19 protein-coding genes are annotated in these 21,797 nt (G+C 73.1%); 13 read left to right on the top strand and 6 right to left on the bottom strand.

Features of this window, described 5'->3' with window-relative positions:
• Positions 1-21: 21 nt before the first annotated feature.
• The 4 genes from IF88_RS0111600 to IF88_RS0111585 form a co-directional block, all read right to left on the bottom strand.
• On the bottom strand, positions 22-324 hold the full coding sequence (locus IF88_RS0111600) for a hypothetical protein (RefSeq protein ID WP_199808062.1): 303 nt from the start codon (positions 322-324) through the stop codon (positions 22-24).
• 109 nt (positions 325-433) lie between these two features.
• Positions 434-661 (bottom strand): DUF3107 domain-containing protein, encoded by a 228-nt coding sequence (locus tag IF88_RS0111595; RefSeq protein WP_030709995.1) that lies wholly within the window; start codon positions 659-661, stop codon positions 434-436.
• Positions 662-803: 142 nt separating this feature from the next.
• The gene (locus IF88_RS0111590; protein ID WP_030709994.1) at positions 804-1,457 is read right to left on the bottom strand and encodes a TetR/AcrR family transcriptional regulator; all 654 of its coding nucleotides are present in this window, start codon (positions 1,455-1,457) and stop codon (positions 804-806) included.
• A gap of 149 nt (positions 1,458-1,606) precedes the next feature.
• Entirely contained in the window at positions 1,607-1,822 is a 216-nt protein-coding gene (locus IF88_RS0111585; RefSeq protein ID WP_030709992.1) for a hypothetical protein, read from the bottom strand.
• Positions 1,823-1,966: 144 nt separating this feature from the next.
• Between IF88_RS0111585 and IF88_RS0111580 the strand changes: the two genes are divergently transcribed.
• From IF88_RS0111580 to moeZ, 12 genes are all read left to right on the top strand, one after another.
• Positions 1,967-2,968 carry an alpha/beta fold hydrolase gene (locus IF88_RS0111580; RefSeq protein ID WP_030709991.1) on the top strand — a complete coding sequence of 334 codons (1,002 nt, stop codon included), beginning with the start codon at positions 1,967-1,969 and terminating at the stop codon, positions 2,966-2,968.
• Between the two features lie 5 nt (positions 2,969-2,973).
• Positions 2,974-4,350, top strand: a complete 1,377-nt coding sequence (locus IF88_RS0111575; RefSeq protein WP_078892844.1) for a DUF3152 domain-containing protein — start codon at positions 2,974-2,976, stop codon at positions 4,348-4,350.
• 70 nt (positions 4,351-4,420) lie between these two features.
• Positions 4,421-4,516 carry an Ms4533A family Cys-rich leader peptide gene (locus IF88_RS49320; protein ID WP_319729120.1) on the top strand — a complete coding sequence of 32 codons (96 nt, stop codon included), beginning with the start codon at positions 4,421-4,423 and terminating at the stop codon, positions 4,514-4,516.
• A 178-nt stretch (positions 4,517-4,694) separates the two neighbouring features.
• Positions 4,695-6,434: an ABC transporter substrate-binding protein gene (locus IF88_RS0111565; protein ID WP_030709989.1), complete on the top strand. Its 1,740-nt coding sequence runs from the start codon at positions 4,695-4,697 to the stop codon at positions 6,432-6,434.
• Positions 6,431-7,414, top strand: a complete 984-nt coding sequence (locus IF88_RS0111560) for an ABC transporter permease (RefSeq protein WP_030709988.1) — start codon at positions 6,431-6,433, stop codon at positions 7,412-7,414. The genes IF88_RS0111565 and IF88_RS0111560 overlap by 4 nt, the downstream gene beginning before the upstream one ends.
• Positions 7,411-8,403: an ABC transporter permease gene (locus tag IF88_RS0111555; RefSeq protein WP_030709987.1), complete on the top strand. Its 993-nt coding sequence runs from the start codon at positions 7,411-7,413 to the stop codon at positions 8,401-8,403. Before IF88_RS0111560 ends, IF88_RS0111555 begins: the two co-directional genes overlap by 4 nt.
• Positions 8,400-10,094 carry a dipeptide ABC transporter ATP-binding protein gene (locus IF88_RS0111550; protein WP_030709984.1) on the top strand — a complete coding sequence of 565 codons (1,695 nt, stop codon included), beginning with the start codon at positions 8,400-8,402 and terminating at the stop codon, positions 10,092-10,094. Before IF88_RS0111555 ends, IF88_RS0111550 begins: the two co-directional genes overlap by 4 nt.
• Before the next feature lie 184 nt (positions 10,095-10,278).
• Positions 10,279-11,889 carry a DUF3492 domain-containing protein gene (locus tag IF88_RS0111545; protein WP_030709982.1) on the top strand — a complete coding sequence of 537 codons (1,611 nt, stop codon included), beginning with the start codon at positions 10,279-10,281 and terminating at the stop codon, positions 11,887-11,889.
• Positions 11,890-12,389: 500 nt separating this feature from the next.
• On the top strand, positions 12,390-13,289 hold the full coding sequence (locus IF88_RS0111540) for a hypothetical protein (RefSeq protein ID WP_234323490.1): 900 nt from the start codon (positions 12,390-12,392) through the stop codon (positions 13,287-13,289).
• A 131-nt stretch (positions 13,290-13,420) separates the two neighbouring features.
• A complete protein-coding gene (locus tag IF88_RS0111535; protein ID WP_030709979.1) occupies positions 13,421-14,431 on the top strand; it encodes an NAD-dependent epimerase/dehydratase in 1,011 nt (336 codons plus the stop codon).
• Positions 14,419-15,174, top strand: coding sequence for a spherulation-specific family 4 protein (locus IF88_RS0111530; RefSeq protein ID WP_030709978.1), 756 nt, complete (start codon positions 14,419-14,421; stop codon positions 15,172-15,174). Before IF88_RS0111535 ends, IF88_RS0111530 begins: the two co-directional genes overlap by 13 nt.
• A 63-nt stretch (positions 15,175-15,237) precedes the next feature.
• A complete protein-coding gene (gene moeZ, locus IF88_RS0111525; RefSeq protein ID WP_030709977.1) occupies positions 15,238-16,416 on the top strand; it encodes an adenylyltransferase/sulfurtransferase MoeZ in 1,179 nt (392 codons plus the stop codon).
• An 88-nt stretch (positions 16,417-16,504) separates the two neighbouring features.
• On the opposite strand, the gene IF88_RS0111520 is transcribed toward moeZ, so the two are convergent.
• Together IF88_RS0111520 and IF88_RS0111515 are read right to left on the bottom strand one after the other, a co-directional pair.
• Positions 16,505-18,109, bottom strand: a complete 1,605-nt coding sequence (locus IF88_RS0111520; RefSeq protein ID WP_107050519.1) for an alpha/beta hydrolase — start codon at positions 18,107-18,109, stop codon at positions 16,505-16,507.
• A gap of 169 nt (positions 18,110-18,278) precedes the next feature.
• Positions 18,279-21,173 carry a lysylphosphatidylglycerol synthase transmembrane domain-containing protein gene (locus tag IF88_RS0111515; RefSeq protein ID WP_078892842.1) on the bottom strand — a complete coding sequence of 965 codons (2,895 nt, stop codon included), beginning with the start codon at positions 21,171-21,173 and terminating at the stop codon, positions 18,279-18,281.
• Positions 21,174-21,292: 119 nt separating this feature from the next.
• Between IF88_RS0111515 and IF88_RS0111510 the strand changes: the two genes are divergently transcribed.
• Positions 21,293-21,652 (top strand): MGMT family protein, encoded by a 360-nt coding sequence (locus IF88_RS0111510; protein WP_051836735.1) that lies wholly within the window; start codon positions 21,293-21,295, stop codon positions 21,650-21,652.
• The last annotated feature ends 145 nt before the right edge of the window (positions 21,653-21,797 follow it).

The raw sequence follows: 21,797 nt of genomic DNA, 5'->3' as shown, positions 1-21,797 counted from the left end.
CCGTCAGGAGATCCTCAGGGGTCAGCCTTGTGACGGGAGTGAAAACGGAGTCCTGCGGGCGGGCCTGCGGGGCCCGGCGGCCGGACGGAGCAACAGGGACAGGACCACCGCCGACACGAGCACCCCGCCGACGAAGGTCGCGGTCAGGGTGTTGTGCCCGGGACCCAGCGCGAAGTGGGTGAGATACGCCCCGAACAACGCCCCCAGCACACCGCTGACCAGCACCACTCTCCGGGACGGCAGGCGGCGTGCGAGCACTCGGGCGGCTGTTGCGGACAGGGCGAGGCCCAACAGAGCGGAGCCGAGCACTTCCATCAGCAGCATGAGGTCTCTCCCATACGTCAGGGCAAACCGGGTCACTGCCGTCCTACCCGAAGCGGAAGAAAGGGAAACGGCCCGGTGGAGGCAACCACCGGGCCGTTCGCGACAGTTCTCAGAGCGCGCCGAAGCCGACCTTGCGCACGCTCGGCTCACCCAGGTCGACGTACGACAGGCGGTCGGACGGCACCAGGACCTTGCGGCCCTTGTTGTCGGTGAGGCTCAGCAGCGGCTCGTTGCCGGACAGCGCCGCGGTGACGATGCTCTCCAGCTCCTCGGCGCTCAGGTCGCTCTCCAGCACGATCTCCCGGGGTGCGTGCTGCACGCCGATCTTGACCTCCACGGCTTTGTCCCTCCGACGATCCGGTTCGCGCGATCAGCCGCGCCGTACGCGGTCCACATTAGCCCGGTGAGGGGATGGGGACCGCGCGGAACGGACACGCTGGCAGCGAACAACGGCAGGTACGGGCCGTGGGCCGGTCGGCTCAGCCCAGTTCGGCACTCGGCTCGGCGCCGTGCAGCGGGAAGCCGGCGATACCGCGCCAGGCGAGCGAGGTCAGCAGGCCGACCGCCGTGTCACGGGCGACCGGGCTCTCGCTGGACAGCCAGTAGCGGGCCACGACCTGCGAGACCCCGCCCAGGCCCACGGCCAGCAGCATCGACTCGTCCCGGGACAGCCCGGTGTCCTCGGCGATGACCTCGCAGATGGCCTCGGCGCACTGGAGCGAGACGCGGTCCACGCGCTCGCGCACCGCCGGCTCGTTCGTCAGGTCGGACTCGAAGACCAGCCGGAAGGCGCCGCCCTCCTCCTCCACGTACGCGAAGTACGCGTCCATCGTGGCGGCCACGCGCAGCTTGTTGTCCGTCGTCGACGCGAGCGCGGTGCGCACGGCCAGCAACAGGGCCTCGCAGTGCTGGTCCAGCAGCGCCAGGTACAGGTCGAGCTTGCCGGGGAAGTGCTGGTACAGCACCGGCTTGCTCACTCCGGCACGCTCGGCGATGTCGTCCATCGCCGCCGCGTGGTAACCCTGCGCGACGAAAACCTCCTGCGCCGCGCCCAGGAGCTGGTTGCGTCGGGCTCGGCGCGGCAGTCGCGTGCCCCGCGGACGCGCTGCCTCGGTCTGCTCGATGGCTGTCACGCCGCCTCCCACTTTCTCTAAGAACACAGTGCGCTCTGCGCCGCGCCCGCCATCGTACTTTTCGGTAACCGAATCTGGAGGGTTCAAGCCGAGTTTTCTCGCGGTACGGACGGCCCGGAGGCGCTGGTCAGCGGTCGGTCGGAGGTCGGTCAGCGGTAGTCGTCCTCGTCGAGCGGCACCACCCGCGCCTGCTCGGCCGCATCCCCGTCCGCGGCCTCGCCCACCTCCGCACCGGTCATCGGGTCGTCCTCGTCCGGCCGGAGGTCGGCCTGCTGCTCCGCCACATCCGCCTCGGGCGCCTCAGGGTCGAGGGTTTCCGGGAATGGCTCCCGGAAGGTGTCCGGCTCCGCAGGGTCGACAGTCATGCCGCTCCCCTCGCTTCCTTGCTCTCACCTATGAGCCTAGGAGGATCGAGGATGCACCGCTATGCGGATCCGGATCCGGATCCGCATGTGTCTGTGACCGCGAACACAGGAAGTGGAGCGTGATCGTCTCGTAACATTGCCCGCATGTCTTCGACCGAGCTGCCGGGCGTACGGTCCACCGCCGAGCCGTCCTCCCTGGTGGGAGCCGTCCGGGTGGCCGAGGGAGAGCAGGTGGTCACCGCCGCGCTGCCCGGGCTGGAACTGGCCGTGCGGGTGCGCCCGCCCCTGCGCACGGGGCTGCCGCCGGCGCTCTTCGTGCACGGACTGGGCGGTTCCTCGCAGAACTGGTCGGACCTCATGGCGCAGCTGGCCGACACCGTCGACGGCGAGGCCCTGGACCTGCCCGGCTTCGGCTGGTCCCCGCCGCCCGCCGACCGCGACTACTCCGTCACCGCGTTCGCCCGCGCCGTCATCCGTCACCTCGACGCCGCCGGGCGCGGTCCCGTCCACCTGTTCGGGAACTCCCTGGGCGGCGCCGTCTCCACCCGGGTCGCGGCCGTCCGGCCCGACCTCGTGCGCACCCTCACGCTGGTCTCGCCCGCCCTGCCCGAACTGCGCGTGCAGAAGTCGGCCGTGCCGACCGCGCTGCTCGCCGTACCGGGGGTGGCGGGGCTCTTCAGCCGGTTGACGCGGGGCCTCAGCGCCGAGCAGCGCACCCGTGGGGTGACGGACCTCTGTTACGGAGACCCCTCCCGGGTGACACCCGAGGGATTCCGCCACGCCGTGGAGGAGATGGAGAGGCGCATGGCCCTTCCGTACTTCTGGGAGGCGATGACCCGCTCCTCGCGCGGCATCGTCGACGCCTACACCCTCGGCGGCCAGCACGGGCTGTGGCGCCAGGCGCAGCGGGTTCTCGCGCCGTCTCTGCTGGTCTACGGTGGCCGGGACCAACTGGTCTCGTACCGTATGGCGCACAGGGCCGCCGCCGCCTTCCGGGGTTCGCGGCTGCTGACCCTTCCCGAGGCCGGGCACGTGGCGATGATGGAGTACCCCGAGGTGGTCGCCGCCGCCTTCCGGGAGCTGCTGCACGACACCGGCACGGGCGAGGGCGAGACCGACCGAGATACCGAAGACGGCAGAGGCTGAGGACCGTGGGACGACATAGTCGCAAGGGCCCGAGCCCGGCCACGGCTCCTGCCGCGGCCCCCGCTCCCGCCCCGCCGCAGGCGGAGTACGAGTCGTGGCCGTACGAGGAACAGGCCGCCGCGCACCGGCCCGAACCCACCGTGAACCACCAGGGGTACGTCTCCCAGGACCCGCCGTTCGCCGGCGCCCGGGCCGGGGGGCACCCCCAGCAGTACGAGCCCGGCGGCGCCTGGGGGGCCCGCCCCGACTCCGTGTACGGGGACTGGCGCGGGGTCCCGCGCCCCCGCCGCGCCACCGGCGGCACGGCCCCGGCTGCGCCCGCCGCGGGCGCGGCCCTCCTGGACTGCGACACCCCGGCCTTCGGCACTCCCGCGGTGGGCTTCCCCCAGGTGGTCCTGGAGCAGCCGGCCCCGGCCCCGGCGCCTGCCCCGGCCCCGTCCCGGGCTCCCGAGCCCGACCCCTTCACCTCCACGGGCTCGCACCGCCGCGTGCCCGGGCCGCGCACACCGGTCGATCCGGTCGAGGAGCCGCCGCCCGGCTCCGGCCGCGGCCAGAAGGTCCGTACGTACACCGGCATGGCCGCCGCGGCCGTCACCACCGTCCTCGCCGTCGTCGTCGCGGGCCAGGTGATCGCGGACGGAGACGGCGCCAAGACCGGTACCGCGGCCGCCCCCGGCGAGGGCCGGTCCGACACGGCCGCCTCCCGCTCGGACGGCCGCCCCACCCCGGGCGCGGCGGCGGCCGCGCCCGCGGCGCCCTCCGCCGCACCCGCACCGGAGCTGACGTACGAGCAGCAGATGGCCCAGCAGCTGCCGATCGACGCGAAGCTCACCGGCCCCGGGACCTTCGACACCGTGCCCGGTGTGGCCAAGGCCCCCGGCAAGGGCAGGCTCGTGCGCTACCGCGTCGACGTCGAGCAGGGCCTGGGCCTGGACCCGCAGCTGTTCGCCGAGGCGGTCCAGCGCACCCTCAACGACCCGCGCAGCTGGGCCCACGGGGGCACGATGACCTTCGAGCGGGTGCCGGGCGGCGAGGCCGATTTCGTGATCACGCTGGCCAGCCCCGGGACCACCGGGGTCTGGTGCGCCAAGTCCGACCTCGACACCACCGTGGACAACGTCTCCTGCGACTCCGCGTCGACCTCCCGGGTCATGATCAACGCGTTCCGCTGGGCGCAGGGATCCGCGACCTACGGTCCGGACCAGATGTTCGCCTACCGCCAGATGCTCATCAACCACGAGGTCGGCCACCGGCTCGGACACGGGCACGTGAACTGCCAGACCCCGGGCGCGCTCGCGCCGATCATGCAGCAGCAGACGAAGTCCCTCGACATCGGCGGAATCCAGTGCAAGGCCAACCCCTGGGTGTACCCCGGTAGTTGATGTCGTCAGGCAGCATCGGGGCCGGAACCCGCGTTGACAATCCGTCCGATCATCGGCGATGGTTCTCCGCATGTCGCAGCACCACACCATGACCGCGAGCGCCGCCATTGAGCTGGCGCTGCTTGGTGTGACCGCGCACAGCGTGGCCGACATCTTCTGTCGCTGACGCTCGCCTGAAGCGCCGCGACCCTTTTCCGTATTTCGCCGCGCCCGGGTGTACGCATGCCCGCAGGCGCGGCTCTTTTCGTCATCGGTGACCCCTCTCCGGCGCCGATCGCTGCCCCTGGCGTGGCCTTCTCCCGCTTCTCCTCCTTTCCTCCTTCACGCCGAGAGGTCCTTCTCCGATGTTGCGTCAGTCCCACATATCGCGCCGCGTGGCCGCGGTCGCCGTCAGCCTCGTACTGGCCGGGGGCGCCGCCGCCTGCGGGCCCAAGGACGGCGCGGACAAGGCCGGTTCGGGCGACAAGCCGGGCGCCGCCGGGGGTGCGCCGCAGAAGGGCGGCACCCTGACCGTCCTCAACTCCGAGCCGCAGAGCGACTTCGACCCGGCCCGCCTCTACACCTCGGGCGGCGGAAACGTTCCCTCGCTGGTCTTCCGCACGCTGACCACCCGCAACCGCGAAGCCGGGGCGGCCGGCACCAAGGTCGTGCCCGACCTGGCCACCGACACGGGCAGGCCCAACGCCGACGCCACCGAGTGGACGTACACGCTCAAGGACGGGCTGAAGTACGAGGACGGCTCCCCGATCACCACCGCCGACATCAAGTACGGTATCGAGCGGTCCTTCGCCGGCGAGCTGTCGGGCGGCGCCCCCTACCTGCGCGACTGGCTGGTCGGCGGGGAGACGTACGAGGGCCCCTACAAGGACGGCGGCAAGGGCCTCGACTCGATCGTCGTGCCCGACGCGAAGACGATCGTCTTCAAACTGCGCAAGCCCGAGGGCGAGTTCCCCTTCGTCGCCACCCAGACGCAGTTCGCGCCCGTCCCCAAGGCCAAGGACACCGGGGTCAAGTACGAGGAGCATCCCGTCTCCTCCGGCCCGTACAAGGTCGTCAAGAACGACAACGACGGCGAGCACCTCACCCTGGAGCGCAACGAGCACTGGGACGAGAAGACCGACGAGGAGCGCAAGGCCTACCCGGACAAGATCGACGTCCGCTCCGGACTGGACTCCGCCGTCATCAACCAGCGCCTGTCCACCAGCTCCGGCCCCGACGCGGCGGCCATCACCACCGACACCAACCTCGGGCCCGCCGAACTCGCGCAGATCGGCAGCAACAAGGAGCTGGAGGGGCGCATCGGCACCGGCCACTTCGGCTACGTCAACTACCTGGCCTTCAACCCGAAGGTGGCCCCCTTCGACAACCCGAAGGTGCGCCAGGCCGTCTCCTACGCCATCAACCGCACCAGCGTGATCAACGCCGCCGGCGGCTCCGCGCTCGCCGAGCCCGCCACCACCTTCCTGCCCGAGCGCGAGGCCTTCGGCTTCACCCCGTACGACCACTTCCCGGCGGGCAAGACCGGCGACCCGGCCAAGGCCAAGCAGCTGCTGGCGGAGGCGGGCTTCCCCGACGGCCTCACCGTCACCCTGACCCACTCCACCGCGCAGAACCGCCAGACCAGCCCCGAGGTCGCCACCGCCGTCCAGCAGTCCCTCGCCGCCGCCGGCATCACCGTCAAGCTGGAGGGACTGGAGAACAACGCCTTCAACGAGAAGCGCTGGGACGCCAAGGACACCCCCGGCTTCTTCCTCTCCCGCTGGGGCGCCGACTGGCCGTCCGGCGGCCCCTTCCTCGCCCCGATCTTCGACGGCCGGCAGATCGTGACCAACGGCTCCAACTACAACCACGCGCAGCTGAACGACCCGGCCGTCAACGCCGAGATCGACGAGATCGCCAAGCTGACCGACCTCGCGGCGGCAGGCAAGCGCTGGGGCGCCCTCGACAAGAAGATCGGTGAGCAGGCCCTCGACGTGCCGCTCTTCCACCCGGTCTACAAGCGGCTCGTCGGCAAGGACGTCAAGAACGTCGTGATCAGCGACTGGACGGGCGTCCTCGACATCTCGCAGGTCTCCGTCAAATGACCGTCACCGCCGAACGATCGGTGCCCGCGCCCGGGATCGTCACCTCGGGCGCGGGCGCCGGCCGCCAGATCGGGCGGCGCCTGCGCCGGCGCCCCGCGGCCCTCGCGGCCGGCGGCGTCCTCGCCCTCCTCGTCGTGGTCGCCCTCACCGCACCCCTGCTCGCCCAGCTCACCGGCCAGGACCCGAACGCGTACCACGACGACCTCGTCGACTCCGCGCGCGGCGGCGTCCCGTACGGCTCCTTCGGCGGGATCTCCGCAGACCACTGGCTCGGCGTCGAACCGGGCACCGGCCGCGACCTGTTCACCCGGCTCGCCTACGGCGCCCGGGTCTCCCTGCTCGTCGCCCTCGGCGCCACCGTCGTACAGACCGCCGTCGGGGTGGCCGCCGGGCTCGCCGCCGCGCTCGGCAACCGCTTCGTGGGACAGCTCATCGGCCGGTTCACCGATGTGATGATCGCCCTGCCCATGCTGGTGCTCGGCATCGCCCTCACCGCCGTGGTCCCGCCCGACTTCCCGCGGCCGCTACTGCTGATCCTGATCATCGGACTGCTCGACTGGGGCGGCGTCGCCCGGATGGTGCGTGCCCAGACCCTCGCCCTGCGCGGCCTGGACTTCGTGGACGCCGCCCGGCTCTCCGGCAACAGCACGCTGCGCATCGCCCGCCGCGAACTGCTGCCCTCGCTGGCCGCGCCCGTCATCACCTACGCCGCGATCAAGGTCCCCACCGCCATGGTGGCCGAGGCCTCGCTGTCCTTCCTCGGCGTCGGCGTGAAACCGCCCACCCCCTCCTGGGGACAGATGCTGTCCAGCGCCCAGACCTGGTTCCGCGCCGACCCCGCCTACGTCCTCCTCCCCGCCGGGCTGCTCTTCGTCACCGTGCTCGCCTTCACCGTGCTCGGCGACGCCGTCCGCACGGCCCTCGACCCGCGCGAAGGCTCCCGCCTGCGGGTCGGCACCAGAAAGGAGCGCGAGCAGTGACCCGGTTCGTACTCAAACGGACCGGCGGCGCACTGCTCGTGCTGCTCACCCTGTCCGTCCTCATCTACGCCCTCTTCTACCTCGCCCCCGGCGACCCCGCCCGGCTCGCCTGCGGGGAGCGCTGCAACCCGGCGCAGATCGCCCAGGTGCGCGAACAGCTCGGACTGAACGAGTCGGCGCTCACCCAGTACCTGCACTTCCTCCAGGGACTGCTGGTGGGCCGTGACTACTCCGGCGGCGCCGGGCTCGTCCTGCACTGCGACGCGCCCTGCCTGGGATTCTCGTACCAGAACGACCAGCAGGTCACCGAGCTCATCCTGGAACGGCTGCCCGCCACCCTCTCCCTCGCGCTGGGCGCGCTGGTGATCTGGCTGGTGGTCGGCGTCGGCACCGGACTGCTGTCCGCGCTGCGCCGCGGCGGCATCACCGAACGGGCCCTGACCGTCCTCACGCTCGCCGGGACCGGCACCCCCGTCTTCATCCTGGGCCTGCTGCTGCTCATGAGCGTCTGCGCCTACCTCCAGTGGCTGCCCTTCCCGACGTACGTGCCGTTGACCGAGGACCCCGAGCAGTGGGCCTGGAACCTGCTCCTGCCGTGGGTGACGCTCGGCCTCTTCGAGAGCGCCAAGTACGCCCGGCTCACCCGAAGTTCGACCCTGGAGACACTCGCCGAGGATCACATCCGCACCTTCCGTGCCTACGGGGTGGGGGAGCGGGCCGTCGTCACCCGGCACGCGGTGCGCGGCGCCGTGGCCCCCGTGATCGCGCTCAGCGCCGTGGACTTCGGCACGATGATCGGCGGCGCCGTGCTCACCGAGTCGCTCTTCGGGATCCCCGGCCTCGGCAAGACCCTCATCGACGGGGTACGGGTCGTGGACCTGCCCGTCGTGGTCGGCGTCGTCCTGGCCATCGGCACCGCCGTGGTCCTCGCCGGCGCCATCGCCGACCTGTTGTACGCCGCCGCGGACCGAAGGGTGACCCTCGCATGACGGAACCACTGGTGGAGGTCGACGGCCTCGTGGTCGACTTCCCGGTCGGCGGCGCGGGGGAGTACGTACGGGCCGTGGACGCGCTCTCCTTCACCCTGGACGCGGGACGCGCCCTGGGCCTCGTGGGCGAATCCGGCAGCGGCAAGTCCACCGTGGCCGCGGCCCTGCTGGGACTGCACCGCGGCACGGGCGCACGGCTGACCGGCACCGTCCGGGTGGACGGCACCGACGTGGCCGCGGCCCCCGCCGCGGAGCTGCGCCGGCTGCGGGGCGGGACCGCCGCGATGGTCTTCCAGGACCCGCTGAGCTCCCTCGACCCGTACTACGCCATCGGCGACCAGATCGCCGAGGTGTACCGGGTCCACGCGGACGTCACCCGGCGGGCCGCGCGGGCGCGGGCCGTCGAGGTGCTGGACCGGGTCGGCATCCCGGACGCGGTACGCCGCTCCCGCGCGCGGCCGCACGAGTTCAGCGGCGGCATGCGGCAGCGGGCCCTCATCGCGATGGCGCTGGCCTGCGAGCCGCGGCTGCTGATCGCCGACGAGCCGACCACCGCGCTGGACGTCACCGTCCAGGCGCAGATCCTGGACCTGCTGCACGGGCTGCGGGAGGAGCGGGGGCTCGGGCTGCTGCTGGTCACCCACGACGTGGGGGTGGCGGCGGAGAGCGTGGACGAACTGCTGGTCATGCGGGGTGGCCACGCCGTGGAGCGGGGGGCGGTGGCTTCCGTGCTGGCCGCACCGGCGGAGCCGTACACGCGGGCCTTGCTGGCGGCGGTGCCGAGGCTGGACGGGCCGCGGGCCTCCCGGGCTCTGCCCGGACCCGCGCCTCAATCGCCGGCGGGGCTGGGTTTGGCTGCGGCGGGGCCGGGTTCGGCGTCGGCGGGGCTGAAGGATGCCGGAGAGCCCGTTGTCGAAGTGTTCGGGCTGCGGCGGGAGTTCGGGCGGGGGAAGCGGCGGGTCGTGGCCGTGGACGGGGTGTCGCTGGCCGTGCGGGCCGGGGAGACGCTGGGGATCGTGGGGGAGAGCGGCAGCGGCAAGAGCACGCTCGGGCGGATGCTCGTCGGACTGCTGCAGCCCAGTTCCGGGCAGGTGCGCCGGGACGGCGCCGAGGCCGTCGGGATCACCGACGGCGTGCAGATGGTGTTCCAGGACCCGGTGTCCTCCCTCAACCCGCGCCGCTCCGTCGGCGAGTCCATCGCCGACCCGCTGCGCGCGGCCGGGGAGCGGGACGAGGCGGCCGTGCGCGCCCGGGTCGGGGAGCTGCTGTTGCGCGTCGGGCTGGAGCCGGGGCACTACGACCGCTACCCGCACGAGTTCAGCGGCGGCCAGCGCCAGCGGGTCGGCATCGCCCGGGCCCTGGCGCCCCGCCCCCGGCTGATCGTCTGCGACGAGCCGGTCTCCGCCCTCGACGTGACCACGCAGGCGCAGGTCACCGCCCTGCTGGCGGAGCTCCAGCGGGAGCTCGGCATCGCCCTGGTCTTCATCGCGCACGACCTGGCGGTGGTCCGGCAGGTCAGCGACCGGGTGGCCGTCATGCGGGCCGGCGAGATCGTGGAGGAGGGCCCGGTGGACGAGGTCTACGACCGCCCGGTCCACGCGTACACCCGCCGGCTGCTGGCCGCGGTCCCGGCACTGGACCCCGTACTCGCCGCCGAGCGCCGCACCTCGCGACAGGAGGCCTTCGCCTAGTCGTCAGGCCGTACTTCTAGCGTGCTCGAACGCGAACCGTACGGGAAAGTTACGACTCTTCACCCCTTCCGGTGGCGCGACGGACAACCGTCCGTCGCGCCTTCGGCATATCCGCTTGAGTTCTCCCGCGGCGGGTCGCCTGACCGACGGCGACCGCCTGAACGGGAGATCGGGGGTGCCACTCGTGCGGATCGGACTGGTCACGGAAGGTGGTTATCCGTATGCGACGGGAGAGGCGAGGCTGTGGTGCGACCGGCTCGTGCGCGGGCTCCCGCAGCACGAGTTCGAGCTCTACGCACTGAGCCGCACCGCCGAGCAGGAACGCGCACGGGTCCCGCTGCCCGAGCACGTCACCAGCGTCCGGACGGCCCCCCTGTGGGCCCCCGCCGACGACGGGCGCAGCTACTCCCGGCGCGAGCGCCGACGGTTCGGCGAATGCTTCCGGGAGCTGGTCCAGGGGATCTGCGCCGGCGCGCCCGACCCCTTCGCCTCCGGGCTGTACGGACTCGCCGAACTCGCCCGCGAACGGGGCGGGCTGTATGCGGCACTGCGCTCCGAGTCCGCGGTGCGCGCGCTGGAGTCCGCCTGCCGGGCGCCGGGCGCGAGCGGCACCGTACGGGCGGCGCAGGTGACCGACCTGCTGGAGTTCGTGGACGAACTGGAGCGACTGCTGCGGCCGTTGTCCCTCGACTGGTACGAGGACCCCGGCGGTCTCGGCGCGGCCGACATCTGCCACGCGGCGGCGGGCGGGGTGGCGGCCCTCCCGGGCCTGCTGGCCAAACGCTTCTGCGGAGTCCCGCTGCTGGTGACCGAGTACGGCGTCCAGCTCCGGGCCCACTACCTCGCCCAGCTCGACGCACGGCGCGAGCCGGCCGACCGCCCCGCCGTACGGGCCCTGCTCGCTGCCTTCCACCTGCGGCTGGCCGTCGAGATCTACGCCCGGGCCGACTTCCTGACCCCCGGCAACGCGCACGCCCGGCGCTGGCAGGAGAAGTGCGGGGCCACCCGCGAACGGCTGCGCACCGTCTATCCGGGAATGGAGGCGGACCGATTCGCCTCCGTCGGGGAGGCCGCGGACTGCGGGGATCCCGACACGCTCGTGTGGGTCGGCCGGGTAGAGCCCACCAAGGACCTCATCGCCCTGCTGCACGCCTTCGCCGAGGTCCGCCGGGCCGCGCCCGGCACCCGGCTGCGGATCTTCGCCACCGCCGCGGCCCCCGGCTACCTCGCCGACTGCCGCTCGCTGGCCGCGCAGCTCTTCCCCGACGAGGCCGCCGACGCGGTCACGGTCGGGGAGAACCCCGTCACCTTCGAGGAGATCGGCGGGCCCGACGCGCCGTCCCCGGCCGAGGCGTACGGCGCCGGGCGAGTCGTCGTGCTGTCCTCCGTCATCGAGGGCTTCCCGGTGACCCTGGCCGAGGCGATGTTGTGCGGCCGGGCCACCGTCTCCACCGACGTGGGCGCGGTGTTCGAGGTCATCGGCGGCACCGGGCTCGTCGTGCCGCCGCGCAACCCGCGGGCGCTGGCCGACGCCTGCCTGTCGCTGCTGCGCGATCCCGAGCGCGCGCAGCGGCTCGGCGCCGCCGCGCGGGCGCGGGCCCTTGAGCTCTTCACCGTCGAGCAGAACGTGGCCGCCTTCCAGGAGATCTACCTGCGGCTGTTGGCGAAGGGCTCCGCCCGGCCGGCCGGGGAGGTCCCCTTCGCCCGGCCCCCGGAGGCGCGCGTCCCGGGCCACTGGACCAGCCCGACCTGGGCCGAGCCCCTCCCGGACCCCAGCTCGGAGGCCGCCGTATGACCACCGTCGACCCGCAGACCGCCCCCCCGGCACATCCGGCTCCCCTGACGCCCCCCGAGCCCTGGCCCCTCGCAACCTCGCCGACGGCACCTGCGGTCTGGCACCTCGCAGCCTCGCCTCTTCCAGCCCCGTCGGCGGCACTTCCGGCCGGGGATCTCGCAGCCTTGGCCGCGCCAAATCCAGCCTCGCCGATGGCACCTTCGGCCCGAGATCTCGCAGCCTTGGCTGCGCCAACTCCAGCCTGGCCGGCGGCACCCCCGGCCCGGGATCTCGCAGCCCTGGCCGCGCCAGAATCAGCCCCGCCGGCGTTTGAGGCGCGGGGTCCGGGGCGGCGCCCCGGCAGCGGCGCCGCAGGTGCGATGCCGTCCTCTGGTGCACGGTCCGGCGCGGCGCCGTCGCCGGGGGCGCTGCCCCCGGACCCCCGCGCCTCAAACGCCGACGAGGCTGGATTGGCCCCCGGCGAAGCCGGAAGTGGCGAGGCTGAGTTCGCCCTCGGCAGGGTGGGAGACGGGGCCGGGCCGCGCGCAGCCGGGGCGGACGCGACGCCCGGGCGGCGGCGGGCCGGTGGGGATCCGGTCAAGGCGTTGCTGCACCGGCACCGGGAGCTGTGCGAGCGGGCCGTGGACCCGCTGGAGATCGCCGCCGGCCTGGAGGCGCACGGCATCACCGACCGCACCGCCGCCCGCTTCCGCCACCGCGACGTCTTCTCCCTCGCCGAGGAGCTGTACGCCCGGAGCCCGCGCGGGGAGCACCCCGCCGGCCGGCCCGGCCGAGCCCCCGCAGGGGCCCCGGCCTTCCGGGGCTTCGGCTACGCGCTGCTGCCCGGGGCCCTCGCCTTCGGCGCGGCCGCCGTCGGGCCGGCGTGGGCCGGGCCCGTCGCCGTGGCCGTCACCGTCGCCGCCCTGGTGTGGCCGGGGCGGAGCGCCGGGGGCCGGTTCCCGTACACCGCGCACCTGCTGGCCGCGGCCCTCGTGGGCTGGGCCGCGCACCGGCACGGCGCCGCCCTCGCGGTCGGCCTCGCGCTGGCCGTCGCCCCCGGGCACCTGGCCGCCGCCGCGTTCGCCGCGGGGGCCCGGGCCCGGCTCGGCGGGAGCCGCGCCCTGGAGGACTTCGCGGACCGGGCCCGGCCCCTGCTCTTCGCGGCCGTCGCCCTGTTCACCGCGGCCGCCGCGGGGGCGGCCGCGCTCGCCGGCACCGCGCTCCCGGTGGCCGTGCCGCTCGCCCTGCTGCTGTTCCTGACGAGGCTCCTGCTCCGGCACGGCGCCCACCGCGGCCCCGTCGGCGCCGCCCTCGCCCTCGCCCTGATCCCGGTCCCGGCGGCGGCGATCGCCGCCGCGGCCGGACTCCTCGTACACGCCCTCCTCGCCCTGTCCCGTGCATCCGCGCACGCGCGGCCCTGACGGGGCAGGGACGACCACCGACCTTCGGAGCCGACGCCGAGGCGCTGTACCCGTACCCCGCCCCATCCACCCACCCGTCCGCAAGGAGAAACAGACATGACCGGCCAGCCAACCAACCAAGGGGTCTCGCCATGAGGGTGCTGCTGATCGGAGCCAACGGATACCTCGGCCGCTACGTCGCCGACCGGCTGCTCGCCGACCCCGCCGTCCAGCTCACCGCGCTCGGCCGCGGCGACGACGCCGACGTCCGCTTCGACCTCGCCACCGGCAGCCCCGGCGCGCTCACCCGCTTCCTCGACGCCGTCCACCCGGGCGTCGTCATCAACTGCGCCGGCGCCACCCGGGGCGGGGCCCGGGAACTGACCCGGCACAACACCGTCGCCGTCGCCACGATCTGCGAGTCGCTGCGCCGCAGCGGCTGCGGGGCGCGGCTCGTGCAGCTCGGCTGCGCCGCCGAGTACGGGCCCAGTCAGCCCGGGTCCTCCACGGCCGAGGACGCCGTGCCGAGACCCGGCGGGCCGTACGGCGTCAGCAAACTGGCCGCCACCGAGCTGGTGCTCGGCTCCGGCCTGGACGCCGTCGTCCTGCGGATCTTCTCGCCCGTCGGCCCCGGCACCCCCGCCGGATCCCCGCTCGGCCGGCTCGCCGAGGCAATGCGCCGCGCGATGCAGTCGGGCGACGGCGAGCTCAAGCTCAGCGGGCTCGGCGTGCAGCGCGACTTCGTGGACGTACGGGACGTGGCCCGGGCCGTGCACGCCGCCTCCCTGTCGGCCGCCCAGGGCGTCGTCAACATCGGCACCGGCCGCGCGGTCCGGCTGCGCGACGCGGCCGCCGTCCTGGCCCGGGTCGCCGGGTACGGGGGCGCCCTGCACGAGCTGGACGTCCCGCACGGCGGAGCCCAGCAGGGCCATCCGCACCCGGGCCGGCCGGGCGGGCTGGCCTCCATCGGAGCCCCCCGCTCCGAGGCCACCGCGGAGCAGCTGTCCGGCGCGGCCCCCCAGCCGTACCCGTACCCCGACGGCTGCGGGACCTGGCAGCAGGCGGACGTCCGTACCGCCCGCGACCGGCTCGGCTGGCGGCCCCGGATCAACCTGGAGGAATCCCTCGCGGACATCTGGATGGAGGCGGCGTGCCGCATCTGACCACGCCGCCGGGGCCGGTGACCGCCGCCGCGGCCGAGGCCGGCCGCCTCGGCCTCGGCATCCCCGGCTACGCGCACCCGCTGCTCGCCCCCGTCGAGTGGGCCGAGCTGACCCGCCCCGGCACCCCGCTGCACTGGGCCGTGCTCAACGTCACGGACGGCCCCGGCGGGCGGCCCGACCCGCACTGCACGGAAGCGGCGGCGAAGCTGCGGGGCGCGGGCGGCACGGTCCTCGGCCATCTCGCGATGCGGGACGGATCGCGGTCGTTCGGGGAGCTGGTCTCCGACGCCCACCGCTTCCGCGACTGGTACGGGGTCGGCGGTTTCTACCTCGCCGAGACCCCGGCCGACAAGGCGGACCTGGCCTCCGTGTGCCGGGTCGTCGAGACCCTGCGCGGTCTGGGGGAGGACCTGCGGATCGTGCTCGGGCACGGGACGCACCCGTACGAGGGCTACGCGGAGGCCGCCGACCAACTGGTCACCTTCTCCGGGCCCTGGGCCGACTACCGCTGGTCGCAGGTGGCGGAGTGGACCGCGGACCATCCCCCGGAGCGGTTCTGCCACCTGGTCCACGGGGTGCCGCGCACGCACCTGGAGGAGGCGATGCGGATCGCCCGCTGGCAGGGCGCGGGCACGATCTGGTTCACGGACCGGCGCGCCGTCGGGGACTGTGAGCCGTGGGCCTCGATGCCCGGGTACTGGGACGAAATCGTCTCAAGAATTGGGACAGGTGTCTTGGAATGAAGACGGGCGTGGCAGTGTTACGGAGAGAACCACCGTTAAGACGTCACCATCTACGGAGTCCCCGTGTCGCTGCCACCCCTGGTCGAGCCAGCTGCTGAGCTCACCGTTGACGAGGTCCGTCGGTACTCCCGCCACCTGATCATCCCCGATGTCGGGATGGACGGCCAGAAGCGCCTGAAGAACGCCAAGGTGCTGGCCGTGGGCGCGGGCGGCCTCGGCTCGCCCGCCCTCATGTACCTGGCCGCGGCCGGCGTCGGCACCCTGGGCATCGTGGAGTTCGACGAGGTCGACGAGTCGAACCTGCAGCGCCAGATCATCCACAGCCAGGCGGACATCGGCCGTTCCAAGGCCGAGTCGGCCCGCGACAGCGTGCTGGGCATCAACCCGTACGTGAACGTGGTCCTGCACGAAGAGCGGCTCGAAGCCGAGAACGTGATGGAGATCTTCAGCCAGTACGACCTCATCGTCGACGGCACGGACAACTTCGCCACGCGCTACCTGGTCAACGACGCCTGCGTACTGCTGAACAAGCCGTACGTGTGGGGCTCGATCTACCGGTTCGACGGCCAGGCCTCGGTCTTCTGGTCCGAGCACGGCCCGTGCTACCGCTGCCTCTACCCGGAGCCCCCGCCGCCGGGCATGGTCCCGAGCTGCGCCGAGGGCGGCGTGCTGGGCGTGCTCTGCGCGTCCATCGGGTCCATCCAGGTCACCGAGGCCATCAAGGTGCTCACGGGCGTCGGCGAGCCGCTGGTCGGCCGCCTGATGATCTACGACGCCCTGGAGATGCAGTACCGCCAGGTCAAGGTCCGCAAGGACCCCGACTGCGCGGTCTGCGGTCCGAACGCGACCGTCACCGAGCTCATCGACTACGAAGCCTTCTGCGGCGTCGTGTCGGAGGAGGCCCAGGAGGCCGCGCTCGGTTCGACGATCACCCCCAAGCAGCTCAAGGAGTGGATCGACAACGACGAGCCCATCGAGATCATCGACGTCCGCGAGATCAACGAGTACGAGATCGTCTCGATCCCCGGCGCGAAGCTGATCCCCAAGGGCGAGTTCCTGATGGGCACCGCCCTGCAGGACCTGCCGCAGGACAAGCGCATCGTCTTGCACTGCAAGACGGGTGTCCGCAGTGCGGAAGTCCTCGCGGTCCTGAAGTCCGCGGGCTTCGCGGACGCCGTGCACGTCGGCGGCGGCGTCATCGGCTGGGTCCACCAGATCGAGCCCGAGAAGCCGGTCTACTGAGACGTAGCGGTCTGAAGAAGGGGTGTCCCGTACGGGGCACCCCTTCTTCATGGCCCTACGATCACGCCGTCGGCCCGGCGGGCCGGGGTTAGGCTCCGAGGGGTTCCGTCGGGGCCGACGGTTGCGCGGGGGGCTGCGAGGCGTCCGGTGTCGGGGCGCAGACGGTGTTGGCGCCCGGCACCTTCCCGTCCAGCAGGTAGGAGTTCACGGCCTCCTGCACGCAGGTGTCACCGCTGTTGTACGCGCCGTGGCCCTCGCCCTTGTACGTGAGCTCCACGCCCACCCCGGGGCCGAGCCGCTCGACCATCTTGCGGGCGCCCTCGTACGGGGTGGCCGGGTCGCCGGTGTTGCCGATCACCAGGATCGGGGCGGAGCCGGGGGCGGACACGTCCGGGGTCTCCCAGGTGCCGGGCACCGGCCAGTCGGTGCAGCTCATCATCGCCCAGCCGAGGAAGTCCCCGAAGACGGGCGAGGCCGAACGGAACGCCGGCAGGCCGGCCTTGGTCTCCTCCAGGGTGTAACGGTCCTTGGAGTCCACGCAGTTGATGGCGGTGTTCGCGGCGCCGATGTTGCTGTAACGCCCCTGCTGGTCACGGCCGTTGAGTGCGTCGGACAGGGCCATCAGCAGCTGCCCCTGCCCGCCCTCCGCCTCGTCGAGGCCCTGCTCCAGCAGCGGCCACAGCTCCTTGGAGTACAGGGCCTGCGCGATGCCGTTGGTGGCGGCGCTCTCGGTGAGCTGCCGGGCCCCGCTGCCCGGGATGGGCTTCGCGGCCAGCTCCTTCTGGAGCTTGATGATGTTGGCCTCGATCTCCTTGGGCGTGCTGCCCTGGAGCCGGCACTCGTCGCCGCGGTCCACGCAGTCCTGGGCGAAGTTGTCGAGGGCGAGCTGGAAGCCCTTGGCCTGGCCCATCGCCCCCTCTTCGGAGTTCTTGGTCGGGTCCACGACGGCGTCGAAGACGGCCCGGCCGACGTTCTTGGGGAAGAGGTGGGCGTAGACCCCGCCGAGCTCGGTGCCGTAGGAGACACCGAAGTAGTTCAGCTTCTCGTCGCCGAGGGCCTGGCGGATGCGGTCCAGGTCGCGGGCGGCGTCGGGGGTGCCGACGTGGGGGAGGAGCTTGGCGGAGTTCTTCTTGCAGGCCTCCTGGTACTTCCTGATGTTGTCGACGTAGGCCTTCTCCTCCTGCGGGGTGTCCGGTGAGGAGTCCTGGGAGTAGTACACGTCGAGCTGCTTGTCGTCCTCGCAGCGGACGGGGGCGCTGGCGCCCACCCCGCGGGGGTCGAAGCTGACCAGGTCGTAGCGGGCGCGCAGGGCCTCGTACTCCTTGGCGGCGCCGGGGAGGGTGGCGACGCCGGAGCCGCCGGGGCCGCCGAAGTTGAAGACCAGGGAGCCGAGACGATTCTTCTGGTCGCGGGCCTTGGCGCGGATCAAGGCGATCGGGATGGTCTCGCCGCCCGGGTCGGCGTAGTCGCGGGGAACGTCGAGGGTGGCGCACTGCCAGTCCTTGGGCGGGACCGGGCCGCTGCCCTGGGCCGGGGTGGGGGCGTCGCAGTCGCCCCACTTCAGGGGCTTGGCCGGCTTGGTGCCGTCGGCTTTCGGCTGGCTCCCTTCGCCGTCGTCGGAGCACGCGGCCGTGGTGAGCAGGGAGGCGGCGAGCGCGGCGGCGGCGGTGACCCGCCAGGCGTTTCTCGGCATGCCTCCATCCTGGGCGCCCTCCGCCACCCCCGCCCCCGCGCTGACCCAAACGGGTCCCCCGCCGCGGCTGCGCCATTCCAGCCCCGCCGGCGTTTGAGGCGCGGGCGCGGAGCACCGTAGGGGGTGCGGGGTGCACCCCGCACCCGGAACCCGCATTCCGAGCCGGAGGCTAAATGGCCTCTTTGCGGGTCAAGAAGTTGAACGAGATCCACCCCGGCAGCACCGGCAGCCAGAAGGTCATCAGCCGGAACAACAGCACCGCCGAGATCGCGACCTCCTTCTCCAGCCCGGCCGCGATCAGTCCCAGCGTCAGCGTGGTCTCCACCGCGCCCATGCCGCCCGGCGTCGGCGCCGCCGAACCCAGCGCGTTGCCCGCCAGGAAGACCACCGCGATGCTCGCGTAGCTGATGGCCTCGCCGCCCCCGAACGCGCGGATCGACGCGTCCAGGCACATCACGAAGCAGCCCGTCAGCAGCAACATCCCGCCGATGCCGGTCACCAGCTTCTTCGGCCGCTGCAACACGTCCAGCATGCGCGGCACCACACCCGCGAACAGCGCCCGTACCCGCGTCACGACGAACTTCCGCATGAACGGGACCGCCGTCACCACCAGCACCAGCACGGCCACCGTCAGCAGCCCCGCGATGACCGCCCGGGACGGGGTCATCTCGGGGGTCTTCTCCGTCCCGGTCAGGTAGCCGAAGGACAGCAGCAGCAGGATGTGGCTGGCCAGTCCGAAGAGCTGGGAGGCGCCCACGCTCGCGACCGCGAGCCCGGGCCGGACCCCCGCCCGCTGCAGGAAGCGCGTGTTCAGCGCGACACCGCCGACCGCCGCCGGAGCCACCAGCTTCACGAACGATCCGGCCACCTGCGCGATCACCGTCCGCAGGAAGGGCACCCGCTCCGGTACGAAGCCCAGCAGGCTCATCGCCGCCGCGAAGTACGTCAGCGCCGAGAAGGCGAGGGCCGCACCGACCCAGCCCCACTGCGCGTCGCCGACGATGGTCGCGAAGTCCACGTGGGCGAGCTGGGTGAGCAGGTAGTACGCACCGAACGCGCCCGCGATGAACGACACGAGCGTGCGCGGCCGGATCCGCTCCAGCCGGGCCGGCTCCACCGGCGCCTGCGGGCGGATCAGCAGCACCTGCTGGCGGATCTGGCTCAGCAGATCCTCCTCGCGGGCCCCGTCGAGCGCGTCGTCCAGGGCCTTCTTCTCCGCCTTCCGGTCGGCGGCCGCCGAGGAGGCGGCGGGCGTGGCGGCCGGGCCGGCCGCGGCCGCGGACTCCGCCTCGCGCGCCGCCTTCGCCGCCCGCGAGGACTCCAGTACGGCCTCCCGCTGCCGCTCCGCCCGCTCGCGGGCCAGCCTGCGCAGCGTCGCCCGGGTGGAACGGCTCAGCGCGATCGGCTGGAGCAGCGGCAGACAGTCCGCCACCGCGTCCGGGCCGAGCACCGACACCGCCGAGGCCACCGCCCGCTCCGCGCCGACCCGCAGGCCGAGCGTGGTGAGCATCTGGGCGATGTCCATCCGGAGCACCAGATCGCCCGCGGCGATCTCGCCGCCCCGCAGGTCGGTGAGGATGACGTTGCCGGAACGATCCACCACCAGGGCGTCCCCGGTGAGCCGCCGGTGCGCGATCCGCCGCGACTGGAGGGCCCGTACCTGCTCCCACGCGTTGCGGATCAGCTCGTCGGTGATCTCCTCGTCGGGGACCGAGTCCATGGTCCGGCCGTCCAGGTGCTCGTACACGAGCATCACGGCGTCCGGACCGAGCTCGGAGGTGGCGATCAGCTTCTGCGCGTTGGCCCCGGCCGCGATGGCCGCGTACGCGAGGAGCGCCTCCTGCTCCAGCGCCTGGCGCAGCGACAGCAGGCTGCGTCCCGTGGTGATGCCGCGCAGGGTGAGCCGGCGCCAGACCCGGTAGAAGAAGCCCTGGGCCTGCTGCTCGCGGTCGACGACGGTCACGTCGAGCGGCGGGCCGTCCTCCAGGGTGACGTGGTAGCGCCGGCCCCGGTCGCTCACCTCGGACGCCTCGGGGCCCTCGGGCATCTCGGCGCGCATCGCGCTGACCGGCTGGAAGCCGACCCGGCGCAGCCCGGCGAGGAGGTTCTGCCCGGTGGGGCGCACGTTGGGCGAGCCGACGGCGTAGAGGGTGCCGTAGGCGACGCTCCAGCCGATCAGCACGGTGAGGATGATCGAGAAGGGCGTGGTGTACCCGTTGACCAGCATGGTGAGGGCGTTGAGCAGCAGGACCACCCACAGCGCCACGCGCCAGTGGGGTCTGCGGGTCATGCCGACTGCGGTCATGTACGCGATGACGGGCGCGAGGTAGCCGTGCACCGGGTCGGTGAGGGCCCCACCGCCCGCCGACCGGGTGAGGGCGTCCTGGATGGTGCCGGGGGCCGCCTGGGAGACCCACAGGTCGGTGGCGAGGGTGACGCCGTGCGCGAGGACGGCGGCGAGCACGCCGTCGGCGATGCGCAGCCCGTCGCGTTTGATCAGCCGCTCGATGGCGAAGGCGACCGGCAGCAGCAGCACCGCGATGCTGGACACCAGCGCCGCGACCTTGATCAGCAGGTCCGGTGCCTGGCCGGTGCCCTTGTTGATGTCCTCCTCGAGACCGACCGTGGTGCCGTGGGCGAAGGCGGCGATGGCGAGCAGGACGGCGATGCCGAGGATGCCGACGAGGAGGCGTACGAGGTCGGACGGCCGGTGCACGCGGGCGGCGAGCAGCGGCTCGTCGACCTCGACGCGGTCGGCCGCCGTGGGCGCGTGGCCGTGCGGCCCCTCCGCGTCGCCGCCGCTCGCGCCGTCCGTACCGCAGCCGCCGGCGGTGCCGGGGGCACCCTCGGCGCGCGGGGTCTTCGGCGGGACATCCGGCGTGGCCTTCGGTGCGGCCTCCGGCGGGGTCTCCGGTGCGGCCTCCGGGCGGGTCGCCGGAACGGGTTCGGGGCGGGAGGCGGCGCCGTCGTCTGGGCGCGCGCCGTCGTCCGTCGCCGCGCCGTTCGGAGGGCTCACACCCTGCTCCTTCGTCGTCACATCCGTCTCTTCTTGATCACGTATCACCAGTCACCGCCCGGAAGATGGTGGCACGGACCGACGGGCCAGCGGGGCATCAGGGTGCGCGCCGGTCCGGAACCCCGACTTCCGCCGGCGGGCCTCCGGCGTACTGCACCATGTGCTGAATGAGTGAGGAGCTGCCCGCGTACGCGGAGCACGTGCTTGAGGTGGCCGAGCGTATTCCGCCCGGCCGGGTGATGACATACGGCGACGTCGCCGAATGGCTGGGCGAGGGAGGTCCGCGCCAAGTCGGGCGTGTCATGGCCCTGTACGGGGGAGCCGTGCCCTGGTGGCGCGTGGTGCGGGCGGACGGCGTACCACTGCCCGGCCACGAGCTGCGCGCCCTGGAGCACTACCGTGCCGAGGCCACCCCGCTGCGCCTGACGGCGGGCGGCGAACCGCGGCTGGACATGCGCCGGGCGCGCTGGGACGGGGCCCCGGGAGACCCCGGACGGGACGGCACGCGCGACGAGGCTCACACCTGACAGCTTCGGCCATGTGCGGCCCGGACGGGCGATCGGGCAGCCGTGCGAACGTCCGTACGGGGTACCCGGGGGGACTGCGCGGCGTCGGCCGGTTGCCGTAGCGTTGCCTCTTCGGCTTCTCCGCGAGCCGTCACGGCAACACCCG

The organism is Streptomyces sp. NRRL F-2580, from assembly GCF_000720115.1.
Lineage (GTDB): Bacteria > Actinomycetota > Actinomycetes > Streptomycetales > Streptomycetaceae > Streptomyces.
Note: the sequence above shows the minus strand (reverse complement) of the source record. Positions and strands in the feature narration are given on the sequence as shown.